23 protein-coding genes and 1 tRNA gene are annotated in these 24,290 nt (G+C 65.1%); 16 read left to right on the top strand and 8 right to left on the bottom strand.

All coding sequences use genetic code 11. From position 1 onward, the window contains the following. The first annotated feature begins 12 nt into the window (after positions 1-12). Positions 13-882, top strand: coding sequence for a metal-dependent hydrolase (locus C8J46_RS09785; protein ID WP_132738099.1), 870 nt, complete (start codon positions 13-15; stop codon positions 880-882). A 291-nt stretch (positions 883-1,173) separates the two neighbouring features. On the opposite strand, the gene C8J46_RS09790 is transcribed toward C8J46_RS09785, so the two are convergent. The 4 genes from C8J46_RS09790 to hspQ form a co-directional block, all read right to left on the bottom strand. Further along, the gene (locus tag C8J46_RS09790; protein ID WP_243643300.1) at positions 1,174-1,719 is read right to left on the bottom strand and encodes a GNAT family protein; all 546 of its coding nucleotides are present in this window, start codon (positions 1,717-1,719) and stop codon (positions 1,174-1,176) included. Between the two features lie 174 nt (positions 1,720-1,893). Further along, positions 1,894-2,184 (bottom strand): 50S ribosomal protein L27, encoded by a 291-nt coding sequence (gene rpmA, locus C8J46_RS09795; protein ID WP_132738101.1) that lies wholly within the window; start codon positions 2,182-2,184, stop codon positions 1,894-1,896. A 13-nt stretch (positions 2,185-2,197) separates the two neighbouring features. Further along, the gene (gene rplU, locus C8J46_RS09800; protein WP_107963253.1) at positions 2,198-2,545 is read right to left on the bottom strand and encodes a 50S ribosomal protein L21; all 348 of its coding nucleotides are present in this window, start codon (positions 2,543-2,545) and stop codon (positions 2,198-2,200) included. A gap of 244 nt (positions 2,546-2,789) precedes the next feature. Continuing rightward, positions 2,790-3,185: a heat shock protein HspQ gene (gene hspQ, locus C8J46_RS09805; RefSeq protein WP_132738318.1), complete on the bottom strand. Its 396-nt coding sequence runs from the start codon at positions 3,183-3,185 to the stop codon at positions 2,790-2,792. 155 nt (positions 3,186-3,340) lie between these two features. Between hspQ and C8J46_RS09810 the strand changes: the two genes are divergently transcribed. From C8J46_RS09810 to C8J46_RS09835, 6 genes are all read left to right on the top strand, one after another. Beyond that, a tRNA-Ser gene (locus tag C8J46_RS09810) sits at positions 3,341-3,430 on the top strand. Positions 3,431-3,602: 172 nt separating this feature from the next. Further along, the gene (locus C8J46_RS09815) at positions 3,603-4,289 is read left to right on the top strand and encodes a hypothetical protein (protein WP_132738104.1); all 687 of its coding nucleotides are present in this window, start codon (positions 3,603-3,605) and stop codon (positions 4,287-4,289) included. Positions 4,290-4,955: 666 nt separating this feature from the next. After that, positions 4,956-6,206, top strand: a complete 1,251-nt coding sequence (locus tag C8J46_RS09820) for a lipoprotein-releasing ABC transporter permease subunit (RefSeq protein ID WP_132738106.1) — start codon at positions 4,956-4,958, stop codon at positions 6,204-6,206. Continuing rightward, a complete protein-coding gene (locus C8J46_RS09825; RefSeq protein WP_093399625.1) occupies positions 6,199-6,912 on the top strand; it encodes an ABC transporter ATP-binding protein in 714 nt (237 codons plus the stop codon). Before C8J46_RS09820 ends, C8J46_RS09825 begins: the two co-directional genes overlap by 8 nt. Continuing rightward, a complete protein-coding gene (locus C8J46_RS09830) occupies positions 6,909-7,505 on the top strand; it encodes a GNAT family protein (protein ID WP_132738109.1) in 597 nt (198 codons plus the stop codon). The genes C8J46_RS09825 and C8J46_RS09830 overlap by 4 nt, the downstream gene beginning before the upstream one ends. Next, positions 7,502-7,981: a glutathione peroxidase gene (locus tag C8J46_RS09835; protein WP_132738111.1), complete on the top strand. Its 480-nt coding sequence runs from the start codon at positions 7,502-7,504 to the stop codon at positions 7,979-7,981. Before C8J46_RS09830 ends, C8J46_RS09835 begins: the two co-directional genes overlap by 4 nt. A 251-nt stretch (positions 7,982-8,232) precedes the next feature. On the opposite strand, the gene C8J46_RS09840 is transcribed toward C8J46_RS09835, so the two are convergent. Then, positions 8,233-8,826 (bottom strand): HdeD family acid-resistance protein, encoded by a 594-nt coding sequence (locus C8J46_RS09840; RefSeq protein WP_132738113.1) that lies wholly within the window; start codon positions 8,824-8,826, stop codon positions 8,233-8,235. 106 nt (positions 8,827-8,932) lie between these two features. Here C8J46_RS09840 and dnaE point away from each other — a divergent pair, with 106 nt between their 5' ends. Both dnaE and C8J46_RS09850 read left to right on the top strand, forming a co-directional pair. After that, positions 8,933-12,496 carry a DNA polymerase III subunit alpha gene (dnaE, locus tag C8J46_RS09845; RefSeq protein ID WP_132738116.1) on the top strand — a complete coding sequence of 1,188 codons (3,564 nt, stop codon included), beginning with the start codon at positions 8,933-8,935 and terminating at the stop codon, positions 12,494-12,496. Positions 12,497-12,514: 18 nt separating this feature from the next. Next, a complete protein-coding gene (locus C8J46_RS09850; protein WP_132738118.1) occupies positions 12,515-14,107 on the top strand; it encodes a long-chain fatty acid--CoA ligase in 1,593 nt (530 codons plus the stop codon). Positions 14,108-14,171: 64 nt separating this feature from the next. On the opposite strand, the gene C8J46_RS09855 is transcribed toward C8J46_RS09850, so the two are convergent. Both C8J46_RS09855 and C8J46_RS09860 read right to left on the bottom strand, forming a co-directional pair. After that, on the bottom strand, positions 14,172-15,950 hold the full coding sequence (locus C8J46_RS09855; RefSeq protein ID WP_132738121.1) for a cation:proton antiporter: 1,779 nt from the start codon (positions 15,948-15,950) through the stop codon (positions 14,172-14,174). Between the two features lie 216 nt (positions 15,951-16,166). Then, the gene (locus C8J46_RS09860) at positions 16,167-17,387 is read right to left on the bottom strand and encodes an NADP-dependent isocitrate dehydrogenase (protein WP_132738123.1); all 1,221 of its coding nucleotides are present in this window, start codon (positions 17,385-17,387) and stop codon (positions 16,167-16,169) included. 131 nt (positions 17,388-17,518) lie between these two features. Here C8J46_RS09860 and C8J46_RS09865 point away from each other — a divergent pair, with 131 nt between their 5' ends. Both C8J46_RS09865 and C8J46_RS09870 read left to right on the top strand, forming a co-directional pair. Beyond that, positions 17,519-18,247, top strand: a complete 729-nt coding sequence (locus C8J46_RS09865) for a phosphatidylserine decarboxylase (RefSeq protein ID WP_132738126.1) — start codon at positions 17,519-17,521, stop codon at positions 18,245-18,247. Beyond that, a complete protein-coding gene (locus C8J46_RS09870) occupies positions 18,244-19,095 on the top strand; it encodes a phosphatidylcholine/phosphatidylserine synthase (RefSeq protein WP_132738129.1) in 852 nt (283 codons plus the stop codon). Before C8J46_RS09865 ends, C8J46_RS09870 begins: the two co-directional genes overlap by 4 nt. Here the strand turns inward: C8J46_RS09870 and C8J46_RS09875 are convergent. Next, the gene (locus C8J46_RS09875; protein ID WP_243643302.1) at positions 19,034-19,267 is read right to left on the bottom strand and encodes a hypothetical protein; all 234 of its coding nucleotides are present in this window, start codon (positions 19,265-19,267) and stop codon (positions 19,034-19,036) included. The two genes, C8J46_RS09870 and C8J46_RS09875, sit on opposite strands and share 62 nt — an antisense overlap. A gap of 325 nt (positions 19,268-19,592) precedes the next feature. Here C8J46_RS09875 and rpsB point away from each other — a divergent pair, with 325 nt between their 5' ends. The 5 genes from rpsB (at position 19,593) to C8J46_RS09900 (ending at position 24,284) form a co-directional block, all read left to right on the top strand. Continuing rightward, complete coding sequence (gene rpsB, locus C8J46_RS09880; protein WP_056055944.1) at positions 19,593-20,447, top strand: 30S ribosomal protein S2; 855 nt, start codon at positions 19,593-19,595, stop codon at positions 20,445-20,447. An 89-nt stretch (positions 20,448-20,536) separates the two neighbouring features. Continuing rightward, entirely contained in the window at positions 20,537-21,469 is a 933-nt protein-coding gene (gene tsf, locus C8J46_RS09885) for a translation elongation factor Ts (protein WP_132738134.1), read from the top strand. A gap of 763 nt (positions 21,470-22,232) precedes the next feature. Next, positions 22,233-22,961 carry a UMP kinase gene (gene pyrH / locus C8J46_RS09890; RefSeq protein WP_132738136.1) on the top strand — a complete coding sequence of 243 codons (729 nt, stop codon included), beginning with the start codon at positions 22,233-22,235 and terminating at the stop codon, positions 22,959-22,961. A 1-nt stretch (position 22,962) separates the two neighbouring features. Next, complete coding sequence (gene frr, locus C8J46_RS09895; protein WP_132738138.1) at positions 22,963-23,520, top strand: ribosome recycling factor; 558 nt, start codon at positions 22,963-22,965, stop codon at positions 23,518-23,520. Further along, positions 23,517-24,284: an isoprenyl transferase gene (locus C8J46_RS09900; protein ID WP_132738141.1), complete on the top strand. Its 768-nt coding sequence runs from the start codon at positions 23,517-23,519 to the stop codon at positions 24,282-24,284. Before frr ends, C8J46_RS09900 begins: the two co-directional genes overlap by 4 nt. Positions 24,285-24,290 lie beyond the last annotated feature (6 nt).

The following is a 24,290-nucleotide window of genomic DNA, read 5'->3' on the forward strand; positions in this document are numbered from 1 at the left end:
GTGGAGGTTTCCGTGGCGAAAGCAACCACGCCTGCCGATCTGACGATCACCCCGCGCGACCGCCGCTTTGGCCGCGGCGCCGATATCCGTCGCTGGTGGCTGAACGACGATCCCGTCGCGACCGCGTTTTACAACGCGCTGTCGGTGACGTTTCCCAAGGGCGAGGGCTATTTCGTCGACAGCGTCCGTAAGTTTCGCGAGGGCACGCCGCCGAAGCTCCACGCCGAGATCAACGCCTTCATCAAGCAGGAGGTAATCCACACCCGCGAGCACGTCGCCTTCAACCGCCACGTCACCGACCAGGGCTATGACGTCGCGCCGTTGATGGCCGATGTCGATGCGCAGTTGGCGATCACCAAGGACAAGCCTGAGATCGCCAGCCTCGCCGCGACCACCGCGCTCGAGCATTTCACCGCGATGCTGGCGCACGAACTGATCGCCAATCCGAAGCACCTGGCGGGGGGCGACGAACAGGCGGTAGCATTGTGGCTCTGGCACGCAGCCGAGGAGATCGAGCACAAGGGCGTCGCCTACGACACCTGGTTGCACGCGACACGCGACTGGCCACGACTGCTGCGGTGGCGGATCAAGTCGAAGGTGATGCTGATCACGACGTGGCGCTTCTTCGCCGGGCGTGCGCGGGGCATGGCGGAATTGCTGCGGCAGGACGGGCTGACCGGACCGCGCGTGTGGGCGCGGATGGCGTGGTACGCGTTCGGCAATCCGGGGATGGCGCGGAAAGTCGCGGGCGTCTGGGCGGCGTATTTCCTGCCGGGGTTCCATCCGTGGAAGCACGACGACCGCGCGCTGATCGGGCTGGCCGAGAGCGAGTATGAGGCGGCGGTGCTGCCGGTGGCGAAGCGGGTGGTGGCGGTAGCCTGAGCCTCGGGCTCCCGGCTTCCACCTCCCCTCCTAGTTCTCCCGCGAAGGCGGGAGCCCAGGATACCAAACGACACCGCCCGTGACTCCTGGACCCCCGCCTTCGCGGGGGAACGGGTAGTGATGGCCGACTTGTGCAAAGTATCAACCATAGCAAAGACGCCACCCCGGCGAAGGCCGGGGCCCAGTTGGAAAGGTCGCAGTAACGGAGCGATGTCCTCCGTTAGCGATGCTCCCCAACTGGGGCCCGACCTTCGCCGGGGTGGTGCTCAGCTTGTAGAAACGGCGGCCAAATCACGCCGCCAAAGGCATCGGCGCACATCGGTCGTCATCCAGATCCAGCTCGAACATCACCGCCGGCGCCTCGCCACCCCGCCCGCGCGACGTCCGCGCCTCGACCCGCCCGGTCGGCCGAAACCCGAGCTTCGCCAACACGCGCCCCGACGCCGGGTTATCCACGAAATGAAACGCATCCAGCCGGCGCAGGCCCAGCGCATGCCGCGCCATCGCCACCACCGCTTCGCCAGCCTCGGTCGCATAACCGCGACCCCAGGCGTCCGGCGCCAGCCAATAGCCGAGCTCATGCCCTGCATCCGCCGCGCGGATACCGATCCCGCCGACGAGTCGCGGCGCGCCTGCTTCCATCGTCTCGATCATGAAATGTGGGTCGTGCGGCCCACGCGGCTGCGCCAGAAACGCCTCCGCGTCGCCCAGCGCGTATGGCCAGGGCGCCCGCGCCAGCTTGGCGACCACCGACTCATGGCCGATCGCCCGCGCCAATGCGGGCGCATCTTCCGGCCAACCCGGCCGCAACGTCAGTCTCTTGGTGCGCGCGAACACGGCTCTCTCCTATCGCGTCATTGGCTGCGCGCATGCCACGTCGGGATGACGGGACCGCGACAGCCGCGTGGAGGGAGCAATAAAAAAGGGAGCCGGGGTGACCCGTCTCCCTTGTTCAGGTTCGCTTTCGCGACCCGGGTCACCCTGGTGGGCAACCCGGATGGTTACCCGATGTTATTCGGCTGCTACCGGCATCTCTGCCGTGTCGTTCGCTGCCAGCTCGACCGAGCAGAACTTGCGACCAAGTTTGCCCTGGCTGAACACGACGCGGCCATCGACCAGCGCGAACAGCGTATGGTCGGTACCGATGCCGACGTTCGTGCCCGGGTAGAACTTCGTCCCGCGCTGACGCACGAGGATGTTGCCGGCGACGCACGCCTGGCCACCGAACTTCTTAACGCCGAGACGACGACCGGCCGAATCGCGACCGTTGCGCGAAGAGCCGCCTGCTTTCTTATGTGCCATCTGAAGCTACTCCTTATGCCTGAGCGGCCGGGGCGGTGTCGCCCTCGTTGCTTTTGGCGGTCTGGCCACCAACGCTGACGATCTTCAGGATCGTGTGCTGCTGGCGATGGCCGTTCTTGCGACGATAGTTATGACGACGACGCTTCTTGAAGACGATGACCTTGTCCGCCTTCGCCTGCGCGATGATCTCTGCAGCGACGACGAAGCCCTCGACGGACCGCAGCTCCGAGCCTTCGCCCGCCAGCAGAACGTCACCCAGCGTCACCGACGCACCTGCATCGCCCTCGATCTTCTCGATGACGATCTTATCTCCGGCGGCGACGCGATACTGCTTGCCGCCCGTGCGCACGACTGCGAACATGGCCCTTGTCACTTTCCAAATACATGTGCCCCACGAACGCAAGGTCCGCCGGGAGAAGCCGGGCAGCTAAGGGAGGGGGGCAGAGTTGTCAACCGCGAAGGGGCGCGGGAGGGTGGTAAAGATGGAGAGCATGGTGCCGTCTACCGCACCGTCGCAAGATTGTTTCTCCGCGAAAGCGGGGACCCGGACCGGACTCCCACCTTCGCGGGAGAACAAGCGTCTTTAGACGAAGGCGCGATTCGCCTTAGTGCCGGTGAACCTGCCGCAGCGCGTACCGGCCGTCCGCATAGTCGCTGAACAACCCCGAGATCGCCGGATGATCGACTGGCTCGTCGCTATCGTCCGGTACCAGGTTCTGCTGGCTGACATAGGCGACGTAGCTCGACTCCATGTTCTCGGCGAGCAGATGGTAGAACGGCTGGTCCTTGCGCGGACGAATGTCCTCGGGGATTGCCGCATACCATTCGTCGCTGTTCGCGAAGACGGGATCCACATCGAAGATCACCCCGCGAAAATCGAACAGCCGGTGCCGCACGACGTCGCCGATCGAGAAATTCGCGTGCGAGATCGGCGGTGCGACCACCTCGACGGGGATAAGCGGGCTGGTGATGTCGTGAGCGATACTGTCGTGTCGGGGCATATTAGCCAATTTAGGGGCTGTTTTGCGCCGCACAAGGAAAACGCGCCGGATGGTGCCCGCAAGCTCGAAATCCGCTTGCGTACCCAGGGGCACTTCATTAGAGGCCGCGCTTCGACCGATCGGAGGGACTGTTCGCAGCGCCTTGGATGACCTGCGGAGAGGTGGCAGAGTGGTCGAATGTACCGCACTCGAAATGCGGCGTACCCGCGAGGGTACCGTGGGTTCGAATCCCACCCTCTCCGCCATTATTTGCTGACATCGCTGGATACATCGGCCTTACTGGGGCCCCATGTCCGCGCATGAACTCGCGCTTCGCGTGGCTAGGGCCGCGTGGTTAAAGCTGCGGAAACTCTGCTCTTTCGGCGGTTCGACACGAATGGGTCGTAGCGCCTGCCCCACAGTAACGGGGGAAGCGTGATGAAGACGATGGTACAGGCGGGCGTAAAGGCAGGCGTCATGGCAGGGACCGCGCTGCTCGCGAGTTCGGGATCTGCCGGCGCACAGAATTTTGCCTATTGGCCAGCGCCGGTGACGACGGCCGCGAGTTCGGCGTTGATGTCGTATTTCCCGATGGGGACGCCGCTGACGCTCCGGTCGCGCACGCAGGTGTCGACCAAGATGAACGCGCCGGGCGACCGACTCTATCTCGAGGTGGCGGAGAGCCTGTCATATCGCGGCCAAGTCGTGATCCCCGCAGGGTCGGTCGCAGTTGCCGAAGTCGCATCGGTGCAGCGCAACGGGCATTTCGGCAAGAAGGGCAAGCTGGAGATTCGGCTCCTCTATATCGATACGCCCAACGGTCCGGTCCGGTTGAGCGGTCAGGCGAACGACGAGGGGACCAGCGGAACGATCACCTCGGTCGCGACGATCATGTTTGCGTCGGTGCTGGGCTTTCTCGTGCACGGCACGAGCGCGCAATTGCCGCCGGGCACCGTCGTTCGCGCCTATCTCGCGGAAGATCTACGGTTCGCGGTCCAGCCATGGCAGCAGGTCGCGGCGACGCAGGTCCGTCCCGACATGGCGCCCGCCATGGCCCAGCCCGCGCCAGCGACGTTCGAGCAAGGCGCGCTGACGGGGCAGGCGATCGCATCGGCGCAGCGCTGACATCGCGCTGACATCGGAGCGACCTTGGCTCGACGGCTGATCCCATGTCGGCGGGGGGCGTGATTAAATCCTCCCCCGCCGGGGATGGGTGGCGCCTAAGGCGACGGAGGGGGAGGGCGTGACACGCGTGAGCGTGACCTCTCTCGTCCGTCTGGCGCGCGCGAACTTCCGACCAAGTGCAATGCGCCTGTCTGTCGTCATCGATGCATGAACGGCGCAGCAGGCACCGCCAGGTTACGGATCCGCCAAGTATAACGAAGTATAGATGCAGCAACCAACTACGGCGGACAAGCAAACGCCCGGACCGTTGCCGATCCGGGCGCCTGCGTGACGATCGCTCGTCAGCCCCCATTTTTGTGCTTCCGCTCTGCACTTGCGTGCGGCGTAAAAGCAGTCCCCGAACCACGGCCGTTGCCTGTGTCTCAGCGAGGTTTTTGCTAGTTATGTTGCCGGGATTTGTCACGGTGTTTGCGCGTGCTGCGGCACGATTGAATACGCCCTGTGGCGATTACGCAACATACCAATCTAGCCATCGGCGAGAGCATAGCCATGACGCTGCGATCTCCGCTCCCCTCCAACTCGCGCCCATCTCGCGCGTGTTGCCTCGCGCGGGGCCGCGTCCTAGAGCCGCAGGACTGTTTCCTTAACGATCGAACCCGGCTGCCCATGATCCTGTCCCGCTACGAACGGATGATAGCCCGCCGCTATCTGCTGCCGGGCAAGGGCGAGGCGTTCATCTTCCTCGTCGCCTCGATCAGCCTGGTCGCGGTCATGCTCGGCGTCGCCGCGCTGGTGATCGTGATGAGCGTGATGAACGGCTTCCGCGCCGAGCTGTTCGACAAGATCGTCGGGCTCAACGGTCATGCGGTGGTACAGGGCGTCGGCAACCGGCTTCCCGACTGGCGCGAGATCGTCGCGCAGGCGCAGAAGACGCCGGGCGTCACCAGCGCGCTGCCGCTGATCGAGCAGCCGCTCGCCGCCACCTATAACGGCCGCGCCGAGGCGGTGCTGGTGCGCGGCATGCGCGTCGACGACATCCGCCGCAATTCGACGATCAGCAACAAGGTCGTGATGGGCTCGCTCCAGTCGATCACGCAAGGGTCCGGCCGGATCGCGATCGGTTCGCGGCTCGCCGAATCGCTCGGCGCGCAGGTCGGCTCGGAGATTTCGCTGTTCAGCCCGCAAGGCCAGACCACGCCGTTCGGCACCGTCCCGCGGATCGTCAGCTACACGGTCGGCGCGATCTTCGAGATCGGCGTCTACGACTACGACAAGGCGTACATCATCATGCCGATCGAGGATGCGCAGACGCTTCTCCTGATGGGCGATGCCGCCGGCATGGTCGAGCTGAAGACGGTCGATGCGGACAAGGTCGGCGAGATCCTCAAGCCGCTCGCGGACAAGATCGGCGGGCAGGCGGTGATCCAGGACTGGCGGACGATGAACGCGCAGCTGTTCGAGGCGCTCGCGGTCGAGCGCGTCGCGATGTTCACCGTGCTTTCGATCATCATCCTGGTCGCGGTGTTCAACATCCTGTCGTCGCTGATCATGCTGGTTCGCGCCAAGACCCGCGACATCGCGATCCTGCGGACGATGGGCGCGACGCGTGGCTCGATGATGCGGATCTTCATCGTCGTCGGCACCACCATCGGGGCGCTCGGGACGGTCGCTGGCCTCGTGCTCGGCTTCATCTTCCTGTTCTACCGACAGGGGGTGGTGAACTTCGTCCAGCTCGTCACCGGCCAGAACCTGTGGGATCCGTCGATCCGCTACCTGACCGAACTCCCGTCGAAGACCGACCCCGTCGAGATCGTCGTGATCGCGCTGATGGCGCTCGTCTTCAGCTTCCTCGCAACGCTCTATCCGGCCTGGAAAGCGGCGAGTACCGACCCCGTGCAGGTGCTGCGTTATGAATGAAGGCCTCAAAATCGATCGCCAGATCGAGAAGTTCGACGATTATGTCCTCCAGACCAGCGGACTGACCAAGAGCTTCACGCAGGGTGGTGCGACCATCGACGTGTTGCGCGGCGTCGACCTCGCGATCGCACCGGGCGAGATCGTCGCGCTGCTCGGGCCGTCGGGCTCGGGCAAGTCGACTCTGTTGCAGGCCGTGGGCCTGCTCGAAGGCGGTTTCCAGGGATCGATCAGGATCGCCGGCACCGAGGCGGCCAAGCTCAACGCGCACGAGCGGACCGTGGTGCGCCGTGACAGCCTCGGCTTCGTCTACCAGTTCCATCACCTCCTGCCGGACTTCAACGCGACCGAGAACGTCGTCCTCCCGCAGCTCGTCCACGGCGCCACGCGGGTCGAGGCGGACCGGCGGGCAGCGGAATTGCTGACTCAACTCGGTCTCGGCCACCGCCTGACGCACCGCCCAAGCCAGCTCTCCGGCGGCGAGCAACAGCGCGTCGCGGTCGCCCGTGCGCTCGCCAACAAGCCTGCGCTGGTGCTGGCCGACGAGCCGACCGGCAACCTCGACGAACACACCGCCGACATCGTCTTCGCCGAGTTCATCCGGCTGGTCCGCGAACAGGGCACAGCTGCCGTCGTCGCGACGCATAACGAACGGCTCGCGGCCCGCATGGACCGCGTGCTGCGGCTGCACGAAGGGCGGCTGGCGTGACCTGGGGCGAGACGCCGACGCTGACCGGGCGTCACGTCACGCTCCGACCGCTCGTTGCCGACGACATGGACGCGCTGGTCGCGGCCGCGTCGGCGGACAATTTGTGGGACACGTTCTACGCCAACGTCGCGATGATGAAGGCGCCCGACCGCTGGCTCGCGGCAGCGTTGCGCGAGCAGGACTTCGGCCGTGCGCGGTTGTTCGCGGTAGAGGCCGCCGGGATTGTCGTCGGCACCACGCGGTTCATGCGGATGAACGCGGCGCACAAGCGACTCGAAATCGGCGGCACCTTTTACGCCAAGTCCGTCCAGCGCACCGGCGTCAACACCGCAGCCAAGCTCATGCTGCTGACCCACGCCTTCGATGCACTCGGCTGCGAGTGCGTCCAGATCCGCACCGACTCGCTCAACAAGAACTCCCAACGCGCGATCGAACGCCTCGGCGCCAAGCGCGACGGCGTGCTGCGCGGGCACCAAGTCATGGCCGATGGCCGCTTGCGCGACACCGTCGTCTACAGCATCCTCCGCCACGAATGGCCCGGCGTGCGTCAGAACCTGGCGTATCTGCTCGCCCGCAACGAGGACCGCCCATGACCGCGATCACCGACTTCACCGTGAAGAGCGCAGACGGCAGCGCGGCTTCGCTCGAACCCTATCGCGGCAAGGTGCTGCTGATCGTCAACACGGCGTCGAAATGCGGATTCACCCCGCAATATGACGGACTCGAAGCACTCCATCGCGACTATGCGGAGCGCGGGTTCGAAGTGCTCGCGTTCCCGTGCAACCAGTTCGGCGGACAGGAGCCGGGGGATGCGGCGGAGATCGCCAATTTTTGCACGTTGACCTACGACGTGACGTTCCCGGTGTTTGCCAAGATCGACGTCAACGGGGCAGGGGCGGATCCGCTGTTCGAGCGATTGAAGTCGGAGGCGCCGGGCGTGCTGGGGTCGAAGGCGATCAAGTGGAACTTTACCAAGTTCCTCATCGGGCGGGATGGCACCGTCCTCGATCGCTACGCTCCGACGACCAAGCCAGAGGACATCCGTAAGGATATCGAGAAGCTGCTGTAACGCCTCAGCTACACCCCGCACATCGGCCGCCACCCCGGCGAAGGCCGGGGCCCAGTTGGAAAGGTCGCAGTAACGGAGCGGTGACCGCAGTTAGCGACGTCCCCCAACTGGGCCCCGGCCTTCGCCGGGGGAGTGGGCCTATTTTTTGGGGGGATGCTGCGGACAGCAAGAGTAAGCGTGTTCTCCCGCGAAGGCGGGGGCCCAGACTGGACTCCCGCCTTCGCGGGAGAACAAGCAGCTCGCGGGGAAAGTCAGGCGGTCACCGAGAAAGCTGGCGCGCCCTTCTTGTGCGCCAGCGCAGAAGGCACCGAAGCCACCCCACCAAACAAGAAGCTAATCCCCAGCACATACCCCGGCAACGTCAACGCCGACCAAGGCAACGTCGCCAGCACGATCACCGCCAGCACGATGTTCACCACCCCCAGCGCAATCATCAACCCCTGGCCGCGCCGAAACCGCGCCCCAAGCCCGATCTCCAACGCGCCACGCACACCAAGCCAAACCGCAATCAGCAACGTGAGCGAGATCGCGCCCGTCGCAGGCTCGAACGCCATGATCAGCCCGATCACCAGCGACACCAACCCGAACCCGATCGCATAGCCGCGCCCTTCATGCCCCTTGCCGGCAAACCCCGACACGATCGACACGATTCCGGCCGCGATGAAGAACGCCCCGATCACCAAAGTCGCGGCATAGGTCGCGGAAAACGGCGAAGCGAAGGCCATGATCCCGAGCACCACCGACAGCACGCCATAGGCCAGTATCCACCCCCAGCCGGCCCCCGCACGAGGCGTACCCGCAGCCGTGGTTTCAGTATCGGCAAAGTGCCCGCGTGGATCGGTCATGTAGAATGCTCCCAGAAGTCCCCGCCGCAACGGCTCGTCGTGTCCACAGTTCCGATCGGACTCATCCCCGCTGGTCGAATCACGCCACAGCGCCTACCTCCGGTCGATGCATTCCGGTTACGTCCCCCTTCGCGTTTTCTCCTGCTACACCATGCTCGACGGCGCCATCGATCCGAAAGCGATCGCCAAGCAGGCACGCGCACTGGGCTTCCCCGCCGCCGCGCTGACCGATCGCAACGGGCTCTACGCGGCGATGGCGTACTCGGACGCGGCCAAGAAGGACGGCGTCCAGCCGATCATCGGCGTGATGCTCGGCGTCAGCCGCCCCGACATGCCCGACGGCGTCGCCACCCCGTTCGACTGGATTGCGCTCTACGCGCAGGACATGAAGGGCTACGACAACCTCTGCGCACTCGTCTCGATGGCGCATCTCGACCGCCCGATCGAGATGCCCGCGCATGTCGATTTCGCCGCGCTCGAACGGCACACCGACGGCCTGCTGGCTCTGACCGCCGGCGGCGAAGGCGGTCTCGCCCGGCTGTTCGCGGAAGGCCAGCCCGCCCGCGCCCGCGCCTATCTCGATCGCCTCCAAGGCCTGTTCGGCGACCGCCTTTACATCGAGCTCTCGCGCCGCAACGACGCGATCGAGACGGCGGCCGAAACCGACCTCATAGATATCGCCTACGAGCGCAACTTGCCGCTCGTCGCGACCAACCCGTGCTGCTTCACCGAAAGCGCGTTCGGCGACGCGCACGACGCCATGCTCTGCATCGCGCACTCGACCTATGTCGAGACCGAGGACCGCATCCGCAGCTGCCCCGAAGCCTGGATGAAGCCCGCGCCGGTGATGCACGAGATGTTCGCCGACCTGCCCGAGGCGATCGCCAACACGCTCGTCGTCGCACAGCGCTGCGCGGTGATGGCGCCGTACCGCAAACCGATCCTCCCCAGTCTCGCCGGCGATATCGAGGGCGAGGCGAAACTTCTCCGCGACGATGCCGAAGCCGGCCTCGAAGCACGCCTCGCCCGCATCACCGAACTCCACGGTGAGGGCGAGGACGGCTGGCGCGACGTGTACCGCGAGCGGCTCGCGTTCGAGGTCGACGTGATCGTCCAGATGGGCTTCCCCGGCTATTTCCTGATCGTCGCGGACTTCATCAAATGGGCGAAGGATCACGACATTCCGGTCGGTCCGGGCCGCGGCTCAGGCGCAGGCTCGGTCGTCGCCTGGTCGCTGACGATTACGGACTTGGATCCGATCAAATTGGGCTTGCTGTTCGAGCGTTTCCTGAACCCAGAACGTGTGTCGATGCCCGATTTCGACATCGATTTCTGCGAAACTAGGCGCGTCGAGGTGATCCGCTACGTCCAGGAGAAATACGGCCGCGATCAGGTCGCGCAGATCATCACCTTCGGGAAGCTGAAGGCGCGCGCGGTGCTCAAGGACACCGGCCGCGTGCTGCAGATGAGCTACGGCCAGATCGATCGTCTCGCGAAACTGGTGCCGAACCACCCGACCGACCCCTGGACGCTGGAGCGCGCGCTGAACGGCGTCGGCGAGCTGGCCAAGGAATACGCCAACGACAACGGCGTGCGGAAGCTGCTCGATCTGGCGATGAAGCTGGAGGGCCTGCCGCGCCACTCGTCGACGCACGCCGCCGGCGTCGTGATCGGCGACCGGCCCTTGGCGCAGCTCGTTCCGTTGTATCGCGACCCGCGCTCCGACATGCCCGTCACCCAGTTCGACATGAAATATGTCGAGGGTGCCGGCTTGGTAAAGTTCGATTTTCTCGGGCTGAAGACGCTGTCGGTGCTCCAGAAGGCGGTGCAACTGCTCGCCAAGCGCGGCCTAACGGTCGATCTCGATGCGCTCGAATGGGATGACGCCGGCGTCTACGCGCTGCTGCAAAAGGGCGACACCGTCGGCGTGTTCCAGCTCGAGTCGGAGGGCATGCGCCGCACGCTGTCGGCCGTGCGCCCGTCCAATTTCGGCGACATCATCGCGCTCGTGTCGTTGTATCGACCGGGCCCGATGGACAACATCCCGTCGTTCGGCCGCCGCAAGAACGGCACCGAGGCGATCGACTATCCGCACCCGCTGCTCGAACCGATCCTGTCGGAGACCTACGGGATCTTCGTCTACCAGGAGCAGGTCATGCAAGCAGCGCAGGTGCTCGCCGGCTTCTCGCTCGGTGGCGCCGATCTGCTGCGTCGCGCGATGGGCAAGAAGGTGAAGGCCGAGATGGACGCGCAGCGCGCGGGCTTCGTCGAGGGGTGCCTGAGCGTCAACGGCATCAAGAAGGCCGAGGCGAACGCGCTGTTCGACTTGATCGACAAGTTCGCCGGCTACGGCTTCAACAAGAGCCACGCCGCCGCCTACGCGCTGCTCGCGTACCAGACCGCGTGGCTGAAGGCGCACCACCCGCATGAATTCTTCGCCGCCTCGATGTGCTACGATCTTCACCAGACCGACAAGCTCGCGATCTTCACCGATGACATGCGCCGTCTCGGGATCACCGCATTGCCGCCCTGCATCAACGCGAGCCAGGCCGAGTTCGACGTCGAGGTCCTGACGGATGCTGACGCTCCACTAGCAGAATGTTCACCCGCGAAGGCGGGTGCCCAGACTGGGTCCCCGCCTTCGCGGGGAAACAACCTTGCGGTGCGTTACGCACTCGGTGCCCTTAAAAGCGTCGGCGAAGGCGCGATGGAGAAGCTCATCGTCGAGCGAGTCCAGAACGGCCCGTTCGCCGGCCTCGACGACCTCGCCAAGCGCGTCGACCCGCGCCTCCTCAACAAGCGCCAGCTCGAAACGCTCGCCGCCGCCGGCGCGTTCGACGGCCTCGACCCGAACCGCGCCGGCATCCACGCTACCGCCGAGACGATTCTCGCGATCGCCGCGCGTACGCACGAACAGAAGACCAGCGGGCAGGGCGGCCTGTTCGGTGACGCCGAACCCGCCGGCGACGCGATCAAGCTCCCTCCCTCGGTCCGCTGGACGCTCAGCCAGCGCATGGACCAGGAGAAGGAGGCGTTCGGCTTCTATTTCTCCGCGCACCCGGTCGATCGCCACCGCCACATCGCCAACAGCCACGGCGCCCGCGCCTACACCGCGCTGTCGGAGCTCAACATCCCCGACGACGGCAGCCGCGCCGGCGCGACGATGGCGGTGCTGGTCGAGGATGCGCGCTATCGCACCTCCGCACGCGGCAAGCGCTTCATGATGGCGCAATGCTCCGACGCCAGCGGCCAATTCATGGCGACCTGCTTCGACGAACAGGTCTCGCGCGATCTCGAAGAGGCGGCGAAGGCCGGCGGCTGTGGCCTCATCACCGTCGAACTCGACCGCAAGCCCGGCGAGGACACGCCGCGCGTCAGCATCAAGCGCATCCAGCCGTTCGAGGGTCTCGCCAACCTCGCGCGCTTCCAAGTGGTCGTGACGATCTCCGACATGACCGCGTTCGCCGGCCTCGCCTCGCTGCTTGCCGAACATCGCGGCGCGCGCGGCGAGGTTCGCGTGCGTGCGGAACTGCCCGACGGCGAGGTCTGCATCCTGCTGGGTCGTGACTTCCTGCTCGACGGAGAGCTTGTCGAGCACATCGAGTCGTTGCACGGTGTCGCCAAGGTGGAGATGAAGACCTCGGAAACGAGGCTCGCTCTGGTCGGATAACAGCTTGGGAGAGCGAGAATGCTGGGTGGAATGCAGGATTTCGAGCTTCGTGTTCCCCGCCTGATCGACCACGCGGCGAGGGAGCACGGGGCAAGGGAACTCGTCAGCTACTGGGCCGACGGCCGCGAGACACGCACCAACTGGGCCGGTATCGCGCGCGACGCCCGCAAGCTCGCCCAAGCCCTCGAAAAGCTAGGCGTAGCCCCCGGTGACCGGGTCGCGACGCTGGCGATGAACCACGCGCACCACCTCGTCGCCTGGTACGGCACGATTGGCATGGGCGGCGTGATCCACACGATCAACCCGCGGCTGTTCGACGAGCAGCTCGTCTACATCGCCAACCACGCCGAAGACCGCGTGATGCTCTACGACAAAGCGTTCCGGCCACTCGTCGATCGCCTCCGCAGCCAGTGGACCAGCGTGCGCCACTACATCTGCTTCGACGATCTCGGCCCCGATGGTTTCCAGGCGCTGCTCGACGCCGAGGACGGCGATTACGAATGGGTCGAGGGTGCCGAGCGCGAGCCGTGCATGCTCTGCTACACCAGCGGCACCATCGGCAATCCGAAGGGCGTGCTCTACACGCACCGTTCGACGCTGATCCACGCTATGGCCGAGGTCGCGCCGTGGGTGTTCGATCTCTCGCCGAACGCGGTCGTGCTGCCGGTGGTCCCGATGTTCCACGCCGCCGCCTGGGGCCTGCCGTTCGCCTGCGCGCTGTCGGGCGCAAAAGTCGTCTATTCCGCGGTCAACGACCCTGCCGTGCTGTGTCGGCTGATGAACGACGAGAAGGTCACGCACTCCGCCGGCGTCCCCACGGTGTGGCTCGCGATGTTCGGCCACATGGACGCGACCGGCGACGCGCCGCGCCACCTCAAGCAGGTGACGATCGGCGGCTCGGCAGCCCCCCGCGCGATGATCGAGCGGATCATGGGCATGGGCGCCACCGTCAAGCACCTCTGGGGCATGACCGAGACCTCGCCGATCGGTACCGCCGGCTTCAATCCGCCGCACTGGGACGACATGAGTCACGACGAAAAGCTCGACCTCGTCGGTAAGCAGGGCAGCGTCCCCTTCGGCATAGAACTCCGCATCATCGACGACGACGGCACGGTGCTAGCCCGGGACGGCAAGGTCGCCGGTCGCCTCCAGGTCCGCGGCCCATGGGTGGTCCAACGCTATTTCGGCGCGGACGAGGACGCGGTCGATGCGGACGGCTGGTTCGACACCGGCGACGTCGCGATGCTCCACGCCGACGGCACGATGCAGATCACCGACCGCTCGAAGGATGTCATCAAGTCTGGCGGCGAATGGATCAGCTCGGTCGACCTAGAGAACGCCGCTGTCGGCTGCCCAGGAGTCGCGGAAGCGGCGGCAATCGGCGTCTACCACCCCAAATGGGACGAGCGCCCGCTGCTGCTAGTCGTCCGCAAGCCCGGCAGCGAGGTGACCGAACAGGCGATTCTCGATCATTTGGCCAAGCACGTCGCCAAATGGTGGCTCCCCGACGCGATCGTCTTCGTCGACGACCTGCCGCACACCGCGACCGGCAAACTCCTGAAAACCGCCCTCCGCGAACGCTTCAAGGATTTCGCGCTGGCCGCCGCCTGATCGATCCGCTGACGGTCGTCTTTTGATAACCAGGTACAGTGAGTCTCGGTCGGCACTTACACCGCTACACCGCGCGGGGTGTTCGCTTGGCCTTCCTGATTCGCGGCTCGGCGATCATGTCGGCGGCCGCCTTGATCTCCTGACGAAGCTCGTCGCGCTTCTCATGGATCGAGGCGATGACGGGCCCCATCGCTACCCCGAGATCGACGAGCACCGCCTCCGCCAACTGCAGCGAACTCTCCAAAGTCTCCGGCACCGCATCCGTCACGCCCGCCCGGTACAGCTCGGCCGCATGCGCCGTATCGCGCGCGCGAGCCACGATCGGCAGATCCGGCGCCAAAGCCCGCACCCGCCGCGCCAGCCGCACCGTCAACACCGGATCATCCATCGTCAGGATCAGCGCCTTGGCGGTATGCAGTTTCAGCCGGTCCACCAGTTCCGGACGCGCCACATCGCCGAACAGTACCGGATGGCCTTGGGCGCGCGCGGCTTCGACCGAGTCGATGTCCGCCTCGACCGCGACGTATTTCTGCCCATGGACCGCGAGCATGTCCGCCACCATCCGGCCCACCCGGCCAAAGCCGATCACGACCGTTCCCGGCCCGTCCTCGTCGATCTCGATATCGCCTGCATCGGCACCCGATCGGCTCTCCAGTTGGCGAGAGACGGTGCGGCCCAGTTTTGCCAGCAGCGGCGTGATCGTCAGCCCGATCGCGGTGACCGTCTGCCAGAACGACGCAGTCGACGGCAGGATCAGCTGTGCCTGTGCGGCGGTGGCCAGGACGATCAGCGTCGTCTCGGACGGACTGCCCATCAGCAGGCCGGTTTCCGCTGCAACGCCGCGCCGAGAGTTGGCGACGCGCAGGAACAGGAACGTCACGATCGCCTTGGTCGCGACCACGCCGGTCACCGCGAGCAGCAGCGATGGCCAGTTCTGTGCGATCAACCGGAGGTCGAGGCTCATGCCGACGGTGATCAGGAACACGCCAAGCGCGAGCCCCTTGAACGGCGCAGTGATGACCTCGACCTCGCTATGATACTCGGTCTCGGCGATCAGCAGTCCCGCCAACAGCGCGCCGACGATCGGTGACAACCCGGCGGCGGTGGTCGCGACGCTGGCGACGATCACTACCAACAGCGACGCGGCGAGGAAGAGTTCTGGGCTCTTGGTCCGTGCGGCTTGTCCGAACAGGCGGGGCAGGACGAGTCGTCCGCCGACATACATCGCGACCACCGTCAGCCCGCCGCGCAACGCGACGCCGGCGATGTTCGACCAGCCGTCCGCGCTCGCGGTCGGGGCCAGCGCGCCGAGTACGAAGATGATCGGGACGAGCGCCAGATCCTCGAACAACAGCATAGCGAACGCGCCGCGCCCGACCGCGCCGGTGGTGCCGACAAGCGGCAGGACCAGCGCTGTGGACGATAGGGCGAGCGCGAACCCGAGCCCGATCGCGCCGGCCCATTCCTGGCCGATGAAATGAAGCGCCACGCCGATGATCAGTGCGGAGCCGATCAATTCGGCGGCGCCGGTGCCGAACACCAGGCGCTTCATCGACCACAAGCGTTTGAACGACAGTTCCAGGCCGATCGAGAACAGCAGCAGGATGATTCCGAACTCGGCGAATGGCTCGATCGATTCCGGATTCGAGATGGTCAGGTAATACAACCACGGCGCAGAGCCGGTAAGCGAGCCCAAGCCGGCCGGGCCAACGAGCAGCCCGACCAGGATGAAACCGATGACCGGACTGACCCGGAACCGCGCGAACGCGGGAATGACGAGGCCCGCCGCGCCGAGGATGACGAGCGTGTCGCTGAAACCTTGATTGTCGAGCCGTAATGCCATGCGTGCGACCTTAGGGGACGCATGACGGATTTGTCACCCGTGGTGACGTGCTGCCGCAATCGGCAGCGGAAAGAGGTGTATTTCCCTCCGTCATCCTGACGAAAGTCAGGATCCAGAGCCAAAAACGTCAGCGTCTGTAACCCTGGGTCCTGAATTTCGTCAGGATGACGGGAGGGATAAGGCCCCGCCCCCTTCAGGGGGAGCGGGGCAGTGCGATCAGGCCCAGTTGGCCATTTCGGTCTCGAGGTTCGCGCGCACCTGCTCGAAGAACTGCTCTGTCGTCATCCAGGGCTGGTCCGGGCCGATCAGGATCGCGAGATCCTTGGTCATGTGGCCGTTCTCAACCGTCTGGACGCAGACGCGCTCGAGCGTCTCGGCGAACTTCGTGACGTCTGGCGTATCGTCGAACTTGCCGCGATACTTCAGGCCACCGGTCCACGCGAAGATCGACGCGATCGGGTTGGTCGAGGTCGCCTTGCCCTGCTCGTGCATGCGAAAGTGCCGCGTGACGGTGCCGTGCGCCGCCTCGGCCTCGACGGTCTTGCCGTCCGGGGTCAGCAGGATCGAGGTCATCAGGCCGAGCGATCCGAAGCCCTGTGCGACCTGGTCCGACTGGACGTCGCCGTCATAGTTCTTGCAGGCCCAGACGAACTCGCCGTTCCACTTCAGTGCAGAGGCCACCATGTCGTCGATCAGGCGATGCTCGTAGACGATGCCGGCTTCCTTGAACTTGTCCTTGAACTCGGCCTCGAACACCTCGGCGAAGAGGTCCTTGAAGCGGCCGTCATAGGCCTTGAGGATCGTGTTCTTGGTCGACAAATACACCGGCCACTTTAGGTTGAGGCCGTAGTGCATCGAGGCGCGGGCGAAATCGCGGATCGAATCGTCGAGGTTGTACATCGCCATCGCGACGCCCGCCGACGGGAACTGGAACACTTCGCGGTCGATGACCGTGCCGTCGTCGCCTTCGAAGACGAGGCGCAGCTTGCCCGGGCCGGGGACCAGATAGTCGGTTGCGCGGTACTGATCGCCGAACGCGTGGCGGCCGACGACGATCGGGTGCGTCCAGCCCGGGATCAGGCGGGGCACGTTCTTGATCACGATCGGCTCGCGGAAGATGGTGCCGCCGAGGATGTTGCGGATCGTGCCGTTGGGCGACTTCCACATCTTCTTCAGGCCGAACTCGGTCACGCGCTGCTCGTCGGGCGTGATCGTCGCGCACTTCACCGCGACGCCGTGCTTCTGCGTGGCGAGCGCGCTGTCGATCGTCACCTGGTCGTCGGTCGCGTCGCGATGCTCGACGCCGAGATCGTAATAATCGAGCTGGATGTCGAGATACGGCTTGATCAGGCGCTCGCGGATCCATTCCCAGATGATCCGGGTCATCTCGTCGCCATCGATCTCCACGATCGGATTCTTTACCTTGATCTTCGCCATATCCGGGTCCTTCGGGGGAGGGGTTTGGGGAGCGTCTAGGGGAGCACGCCGCGGCGATCAACCACTGGTCCTGTAAGGAAAAGCGGGTTCATCGTTGTATCGCGCGTCCTGCACGGATAGACCCGCGGGTTATGGCATCGCTCGACAAGCCGCCCGTCACGACCTCCACGGTCAAATGGCGATTTCCCACAGTCCATCCGGAAGGCCACAAATACGTCGCGATCGCGACCGGCATCACACTGTTGCTGACGATTGTCAGCCACGTGCTGTTCTGGCCGATGGTCGGCGTCGTGATCTGGGTCGCGACGTTCTTTCGCGATCCGATCCGCACGACCCCTCAGGGTGAAGGCCTGATCGTCGCGCCGGCTGATGGGCTGATCACGATGATCCAGCGCGTGCCGATCCCGCGCGAACTCGCCGGCGAGAACGGCCTCGGCGATGCGCCGCTGGTCCGCGTGTCGATCTTCATGTCGGTGTTCGACGTGCACATCAATCGCACGCCGATCGCCGGGACCGTCCGCCAAGTCGTTTATATCTCGGGCAAGTTTCTTAACGCCGACCTCGACAAGGCCAGCGACGAAAACGAGCGTCAGCATTTTGTCGTCGAAGATCGTCACGGCATGCGGGTCGGCTTTACGCAGATCGCGGGCCTCGTCGCGCGTCGTATCCTTGGTTTCGTCAAGGCCGGCGACATGGTCGCGGCCGGCCAGCGCATCGGGCTGATCCGGTTCGGCAGCCGCGTCGACGTGTACCTGCCCGATCATGTCGTGCCGCAGGTCTGCCTCGGTCAGCGCAGCGTTGCAGGTGAGACCGTGCTGGGTCGCGTCGGTGGTGTTCCGGTCGGTGGTGTCGCGCAATGATTGATCGCGACGAGATCGATGACGGTTCGACCGACTCACGCGGTCGCGGGAAGTTCGGTCGCACCCGCCGGGCGCCGCGCGGTCTTCCGCTGCGCGCGGTCGCGCCCAATGCCGTAACCGCACTGGCGTTGTGCTCAGGCCTTAGCGGCGTGCGATTTGCGATCGGTGGCGAATGGCAAAGCGCCGTCGCGATGATCATGGTTGCCGGCGTGCTCGACGGACTCGACGGTCGCATCGCCCGGATGCTCCACGGCGAAAGCCGTTTTGGCGCCGAACTCGACTCTTTGTCCGACGCGATCTCTTTCGGCGTAGCGCCCGCGCTGATCGTCTATCTGTGGTCGCTGGCGGCGCTGCCCCGCGTCGGCTGGATCTGTTCGCTGATCCTCGCCGTGTTCTGCGCACTGCGTCTCGCGCGCTTCAATGCCAAGATCGACGAGAGCCACCAGCCGCACAAATCGGCCGGTTTCCTTACCGGGGTTCCGGCTCCAGCCGGCGCCGGCCTCGCGCTAATGCCGATGTTCTTCTGGTTCTGGACCGACGAGCCGAAATTCGCGTCACCATATTTCGTGGCGCCGTGGGTCGCGTTCGTCGCGTTGCTGATGGTGTCGAGTATCGCAACCTACTCATGGAGTTCGGTCAAACTCCGCAGCAACATCCGGTTCGAGGCCATTGCGCTCGTCGTATTGCTTGGCGCTGCCATCGTGAGCGCACCATGGCATACGCTCAGCATCATCTGTGTACTGTACCTGCTCTCGATGCCGTTCAGCATCGCGAGTTACGCCAAAATCAGGCGGCAGCGTTCCAGCGGCGGGCGGGCACCGGAGTCGACGTCGAAGCCCAGCGCCTGACTGCAATCCGGCGCTCCGCAACGGCCAGCGTGCGGAGCGGCTGGAACGCGGGTTCGACGTTGCCCATCGCGAGACGGACGATACGGTCCCACTGCGGCGCGATCGACGAGACGATCATCATGCCCGCGATCGCGAATGCACCAGCAAAAACCATGAAGCTCAGAACCAACATCACGTCCGCCTTCCTATGAGTTGCGAACAAATTCCTAATATCCGCAAACACTTGGTCAGAAACATCGTTCCACTCGTCGCATTTCGAATCCCGTCATGCCGGGGTGATTCCGCGCCGAGTCGAACATCTGTTCCCCTCTGAGCCCTTTATGTTCTCATTGCGTTCCATGAGTCAAGCGGGCCTTGTGCGATTGCTTTTCGAATAGAGCCACGCTAAGGGCCGCACCTCTAACCCCGCATGGGAGGCATCATAGCCCGGTGCGTCACGGTCATTCGGCCACGACGTCATCCGCTTCCCAGAGGCACAACCGGAAGGATATATCCCTATGGCGGCTCCAGTCGTCTCCATGCAGCAGCTCATCGAAACGGGCGCGCATTTCGGCCACCAGACTCATCGGTGGAACCCCAAGATGAAGCCTTACATCTTCGGTGATCGTAACGGCGTCCACATCCTCGACCTTTCGCAGACCGTGCCGCTGTTCGCGCGCGCGCTCGAATTCGTCTCGTCGGCGGTTGCCGGTGGTGGCAAGGTCCTGTTCGTCGGCACCAAGCGCCAGGCGCAGGAGCCCGTCGCGGACGCCGCACGTCGCTCGGGCCAGCACTTCGTCAACCATCGCTGGTTGGGCGGCATGCTCACCAACTGGAAGACCATCTCGGGTTCGATCAAGCGTCTCAAGACGCTTGAGGAAATGCTGTCGGGCGACACCGTCGGCCTGACCAAGAAGGAAGTCCTTCAGCTCACCCGCGAGAAGGACAAGCTCGAGCTTTCGCTCGGCGGCATCCGCGACATGGGCGGCATTCCCGACGTGATGTTCGTGATCGACGCGAACAAGGAAGAGCTGGCGATCAAGGAAGCGAACACGCTGGGTATTCCCGTCGTCGCGATCCTCGATTCGAACGTGTCGCCGGACGGCATCGCCTTCCCGGTTCCCGCGAACGACGACGCAGCCCGCGCCATCCGCCTGTACTGCGAGGCGATCGCGATCGCAGCGACGCGCGGCGGCCAGGAGCAGCAGCGCCGCACCGGTGCCGACATCGGCGCGATGGTCGAGCCGCCGAAGGAAGAAGCATTGAGCGCAGAGCCGACCGTCGAAGCTACGGCTGACACGGCACAGGCAACCGCGAATGCCGATACCGCTGCGGAATTCGCAGCCGAGGGTGAGCGCCAGATCGACGCATAAGCGTCGTCGCCGAACCGTCATGCGGGCGGGGTAGGGCGAAAGCTCTGCCTCGCCCGCAACCATATTCAGACCTAAAAAGGATTAGAGACATGGCCGATATCACGGCAGCGATGGTCAAGGATCTGCGCGAGAAGAGCGGCGCGGGCATGATGGATTGCAAGAAGGCGCTGAGCGAGAACGCCGGCGACATGGAGCAGGCAATGGATTGGCTGCGCACCAAGGGGCTCGCAGCCGCCGCGAAGAAGTCCAGCCGCACCGCGGCCGAGGGCCTGGTCGGCGTCGCCGTATCGGGCACCAAGGGCGCAGCGGTCGAAGTGAACTCGGAGACCGATTTCGTCGCGAAGAACGACCAGTTCCAGTCGTTCGTCCGTGACGTCACGCAGATCGCGCTCGCAACTGGTGGCGACATCGAGGCGCTTAAGTCGCAGGCGATGCCATCGGGCAAGACCGTCGAGGAAGTGCTGACGAACAACGTCGCGACGATCGGCGAGAACCAGTCGCTGCGCCGCTCGCGCACGCTGGAAGTCAGCAAGGGTGCGGTCGTTCCGTACATCCACAATGCAGCGGCCCCTGGCCTCGGCAAGATTGGTGTGCTCGTCGCGCTCGAGTCGGAGGCTTCGGACGAGGTTCTCCAGACGCTCGGCAAGCAGCTTGCGATGCACATCGCAGCGGCATTCCCGAAGGCGCTCAACGAAGCCGACCTCGACGAGTCCGAGATCGAGCGCGAGCGCGCGATCGCGACCGAGAAGGCCGCCGATTCGGGCAAGCCAGCCGACATCATCGCCAAGATGGTCGAGGGCGGCATCGCCAAGTACCGCAAGGAGCATGCTCTGGTCAGCCAGCTGTTCGTGATGGACGGCAAGACCAAGATCTCCGACGTCGTCGCAAAGGCCGGCAAGGATGCCGGCGCCGAGATCAAGCTGGTGGACTATGTCCGCTTCCAGCTCGGCGAGGGCATCGAGAAGGAGCAGTCCGACTTCGCAGCCGAGGTTGCTGCTGCGAGCGGCGTGCCACAGGCGTAAGCTGACCTTCTCCCTTCGTGGGAGAGGGCATTGGAGATCGAGCGCTCGCCAAACACCCTCCGTCATGCCGGGCTTGTTCCGGCATCCACGGTTCCGCAAACCGCCGGTCGGTGATTACGCGGAACGGTGGACCCCGGAACAGGTCCGGGGTGACGGAGTGGGTTTGGCGGGCGTTCCGCGGGTCTGATCTCAGTCCCTCCCTCGCCCCTCCGGGGAGAGGGAAGGGGCCCGCGGCCACATTGCCGTGGGAAGGGTGAGGGGAGTGGTTGGGTCTCGAACCTCACGCCCCCTCATCCGGCCCTGCCGGGCCACCTTCTCCCCGAGGGGAGAAGGATAGGCCTCGTCCACCATGCCGGGCTCGTTCCGGTATCCAGGGGGCTGCAAGTCATCGATCCGTAAACCTTTCGAGGCGGTAACAGCATGTGATATCGGCCAGACGATCCCTCGCCTCGGCACCTCCCCGGCGAAGGCCGGGGTTCAGGTGGAATACGAAGGTGACGATGGGCGTCTTCAATTACATCGACCTTGCCAAATGGACCCCGGCCTCCGCCGGGGAGGCGTCGTTGCAGGTGTCGCTGATTCCAGATTGGCCAGCCGTGATACTTCCTCCGCACCCCGGGAGAATGACAAGCAGCTGGACCCAGCCCAGCCCATTTTCCGTCTCGTTTCCACCCAGTTTCGATGCACGCGCCGCACGGCGCTTCACATCCCCGGCCTCGCCGCCTAAGGTCCGCGCCGCCCCGCCAATCAATATTCGAGATTTATGACGCCTCCGCGCTACAAACGTATTCTGCTGAAACTGTCGGGCGAAGTCCTGATGGGGCCGTCGGGCCTTTCGATCGATCCGACCGTCACCGCGCGCGTCGCGCAGGAGATCGCGGACATCAAGGCCAAGGGCTACGAGATCTGCATCGTCGTCGGCGGTGGCAACATCTTCCGCGGTATGGCGGGCGCGGCACGCGGCATGGACCGGGCGACCGGCGATTACATGGGCATGCTCGCGACCGTCATGAACGCGCTGGCCGTGCAGAACGCGCTGGAGCAGATCGGCGTCGACACGCGCGTCCAGTCGGCGATCCCGATGGCGTCGGTCTGCGAGCCGTTCATCCGCCGCCGCGCCGAGCGTCACCTCGAAAAGGGCCGCGTCGTGATCTTCGCGGCAGGCGTCGGCAGCCCTTATTTCACCACCGATTCGGGCGCCGCGCTGCGTGCTGCCGAGATGAAGTGCGATGCGCTGTTCAAGGGCACTTCGGTCGACGGCGTGTACAACGCCGACCCGAAGACGCACCCCGACGCAGTGCGCTACGAAACGGTCACGTACAGCCGCGTGCTGTCCGACGACCTCAAGGTCATGGACGCGAGCGCGATCGCGCTGTGCCGCGACAACAAAATCCCGATCGTCGTCTTCAACATCCGCGAACCCGGCAATCTCGCCGCGGTGTTGGCGGGTGATGGCGTGTCGACGATCGTCCAGAACGAGCAGGAGCTTTAAGATGGCCGCATACGACAAGACCGATCTCGAACGCCGCATGGCGGGTGCCGTCGAAGCGCTGAAGAGCGATCTCGCAGGGCTTCGCACGGGGCGCGCGTCGACCGCGTTGCTCGATCCGGTGATGGTGACGGTGTACGGCTCGTCGATGCCGCTGAACCAGGTCGCGACCGTGTCGGCGCCCGAGCCGCGGATGCTGTCGGTGCAGGTCTGGGACAAGTCGAACGTCGGCCCGACCGACAAGGCGATCCGCTCGGCCGGCCTCGGCCTCAACCCGATCGTCGACGGCCAGACGCTGCGCCTGCCGATCCCGGACCTGACCGAGGAGCGCCGCAAGGAGCTCGCCAAGCTTTCCGGCCAGTATGCCGAGAAGGCGCGCATCGCGGTGCGGAACGTGCGCCGCGACGGCATGGATTCGCTGAAGGTCGATGAGAAGAAGGGCGTGTTCGGCGAGGACGAGCGCAAGCGTCACGAGACCGAAGTCCAGAAGCTGACCGACAGCATCATCGCCGAGCTCGATGCGACCGCGACCGCCAAGGAAAAGGAAATCCTGGGCAAGTGAGGGCGTTCGGCGCCGCTTCGGCGGGGGCTACCTCCGCCGCGCCGCTCGTCGCCGTCCCCTCGGGCGGGGCGGTGCCGCGTCATGTCGCGATCATCATGGACGGTAATGGCCGCTGGGCGAAGAAGCGGTTCCTGCCGCGCTTCGCCGGGCACAAGGCCGGCGTCGAGGCGGTGCGCAAGGTGACGCGAGCCGCGCGGGCGATGGGGATCGAGGCGCTGACGCTGTATGCGTTCTCGTCCGAGAACTGGCGGCGTCCGGCCGAAGAGGTCAGCGACCTGATGGGGCTGCTGCGGCATTTCATCCGCAGCGACCTCGACGAACTCGCGCGCGAGAACGTCCGGCTGCGCGTGATCGGCGATTATCACAGCTTTTCGCCCGATCTGGTGGCGATGGTCGATGACGCCATCGCGCGGACTGCGGGCAATACCGGTCCGATCCTCGCGATCGCACTCAATTACGGCGCGCATGCCGAACTAGTTGGTGCGGCACGTCGCCTTGCCGAGCGTGCCCGTGATGGTGCGCTCGATCCTGCCAGCATCGACGTCGGCACGATCGAGGCCGAACTCGACACGCACGACCTGCCGCCGCTCGACCTGATGATCCGGACGTCGGGTGAACAGCGCCTGTCGAACTTCCTGTTGTGGCAGGCGGCGTATGCGGAACTGCTGTTCGTCGACACGCTCTGGCCTGACTTCGACGCCGCCGCGCTCGCCGATGCGGTCGCGGCGTTCGGTCAGCGTCAACGCCGCTACGGTGGGCTGTGAATTTCC

The sequence above is a fragment of the Sphingomonas sp. PP-F2F-A104-K0414 genome (assembly GCF_004340945.1).
Lineage (GTDB): Bacteria > Pseudomonadota > Alphaproteobacteria > Sphingomonadales > Sphingomonadaceae > Sphingomonas.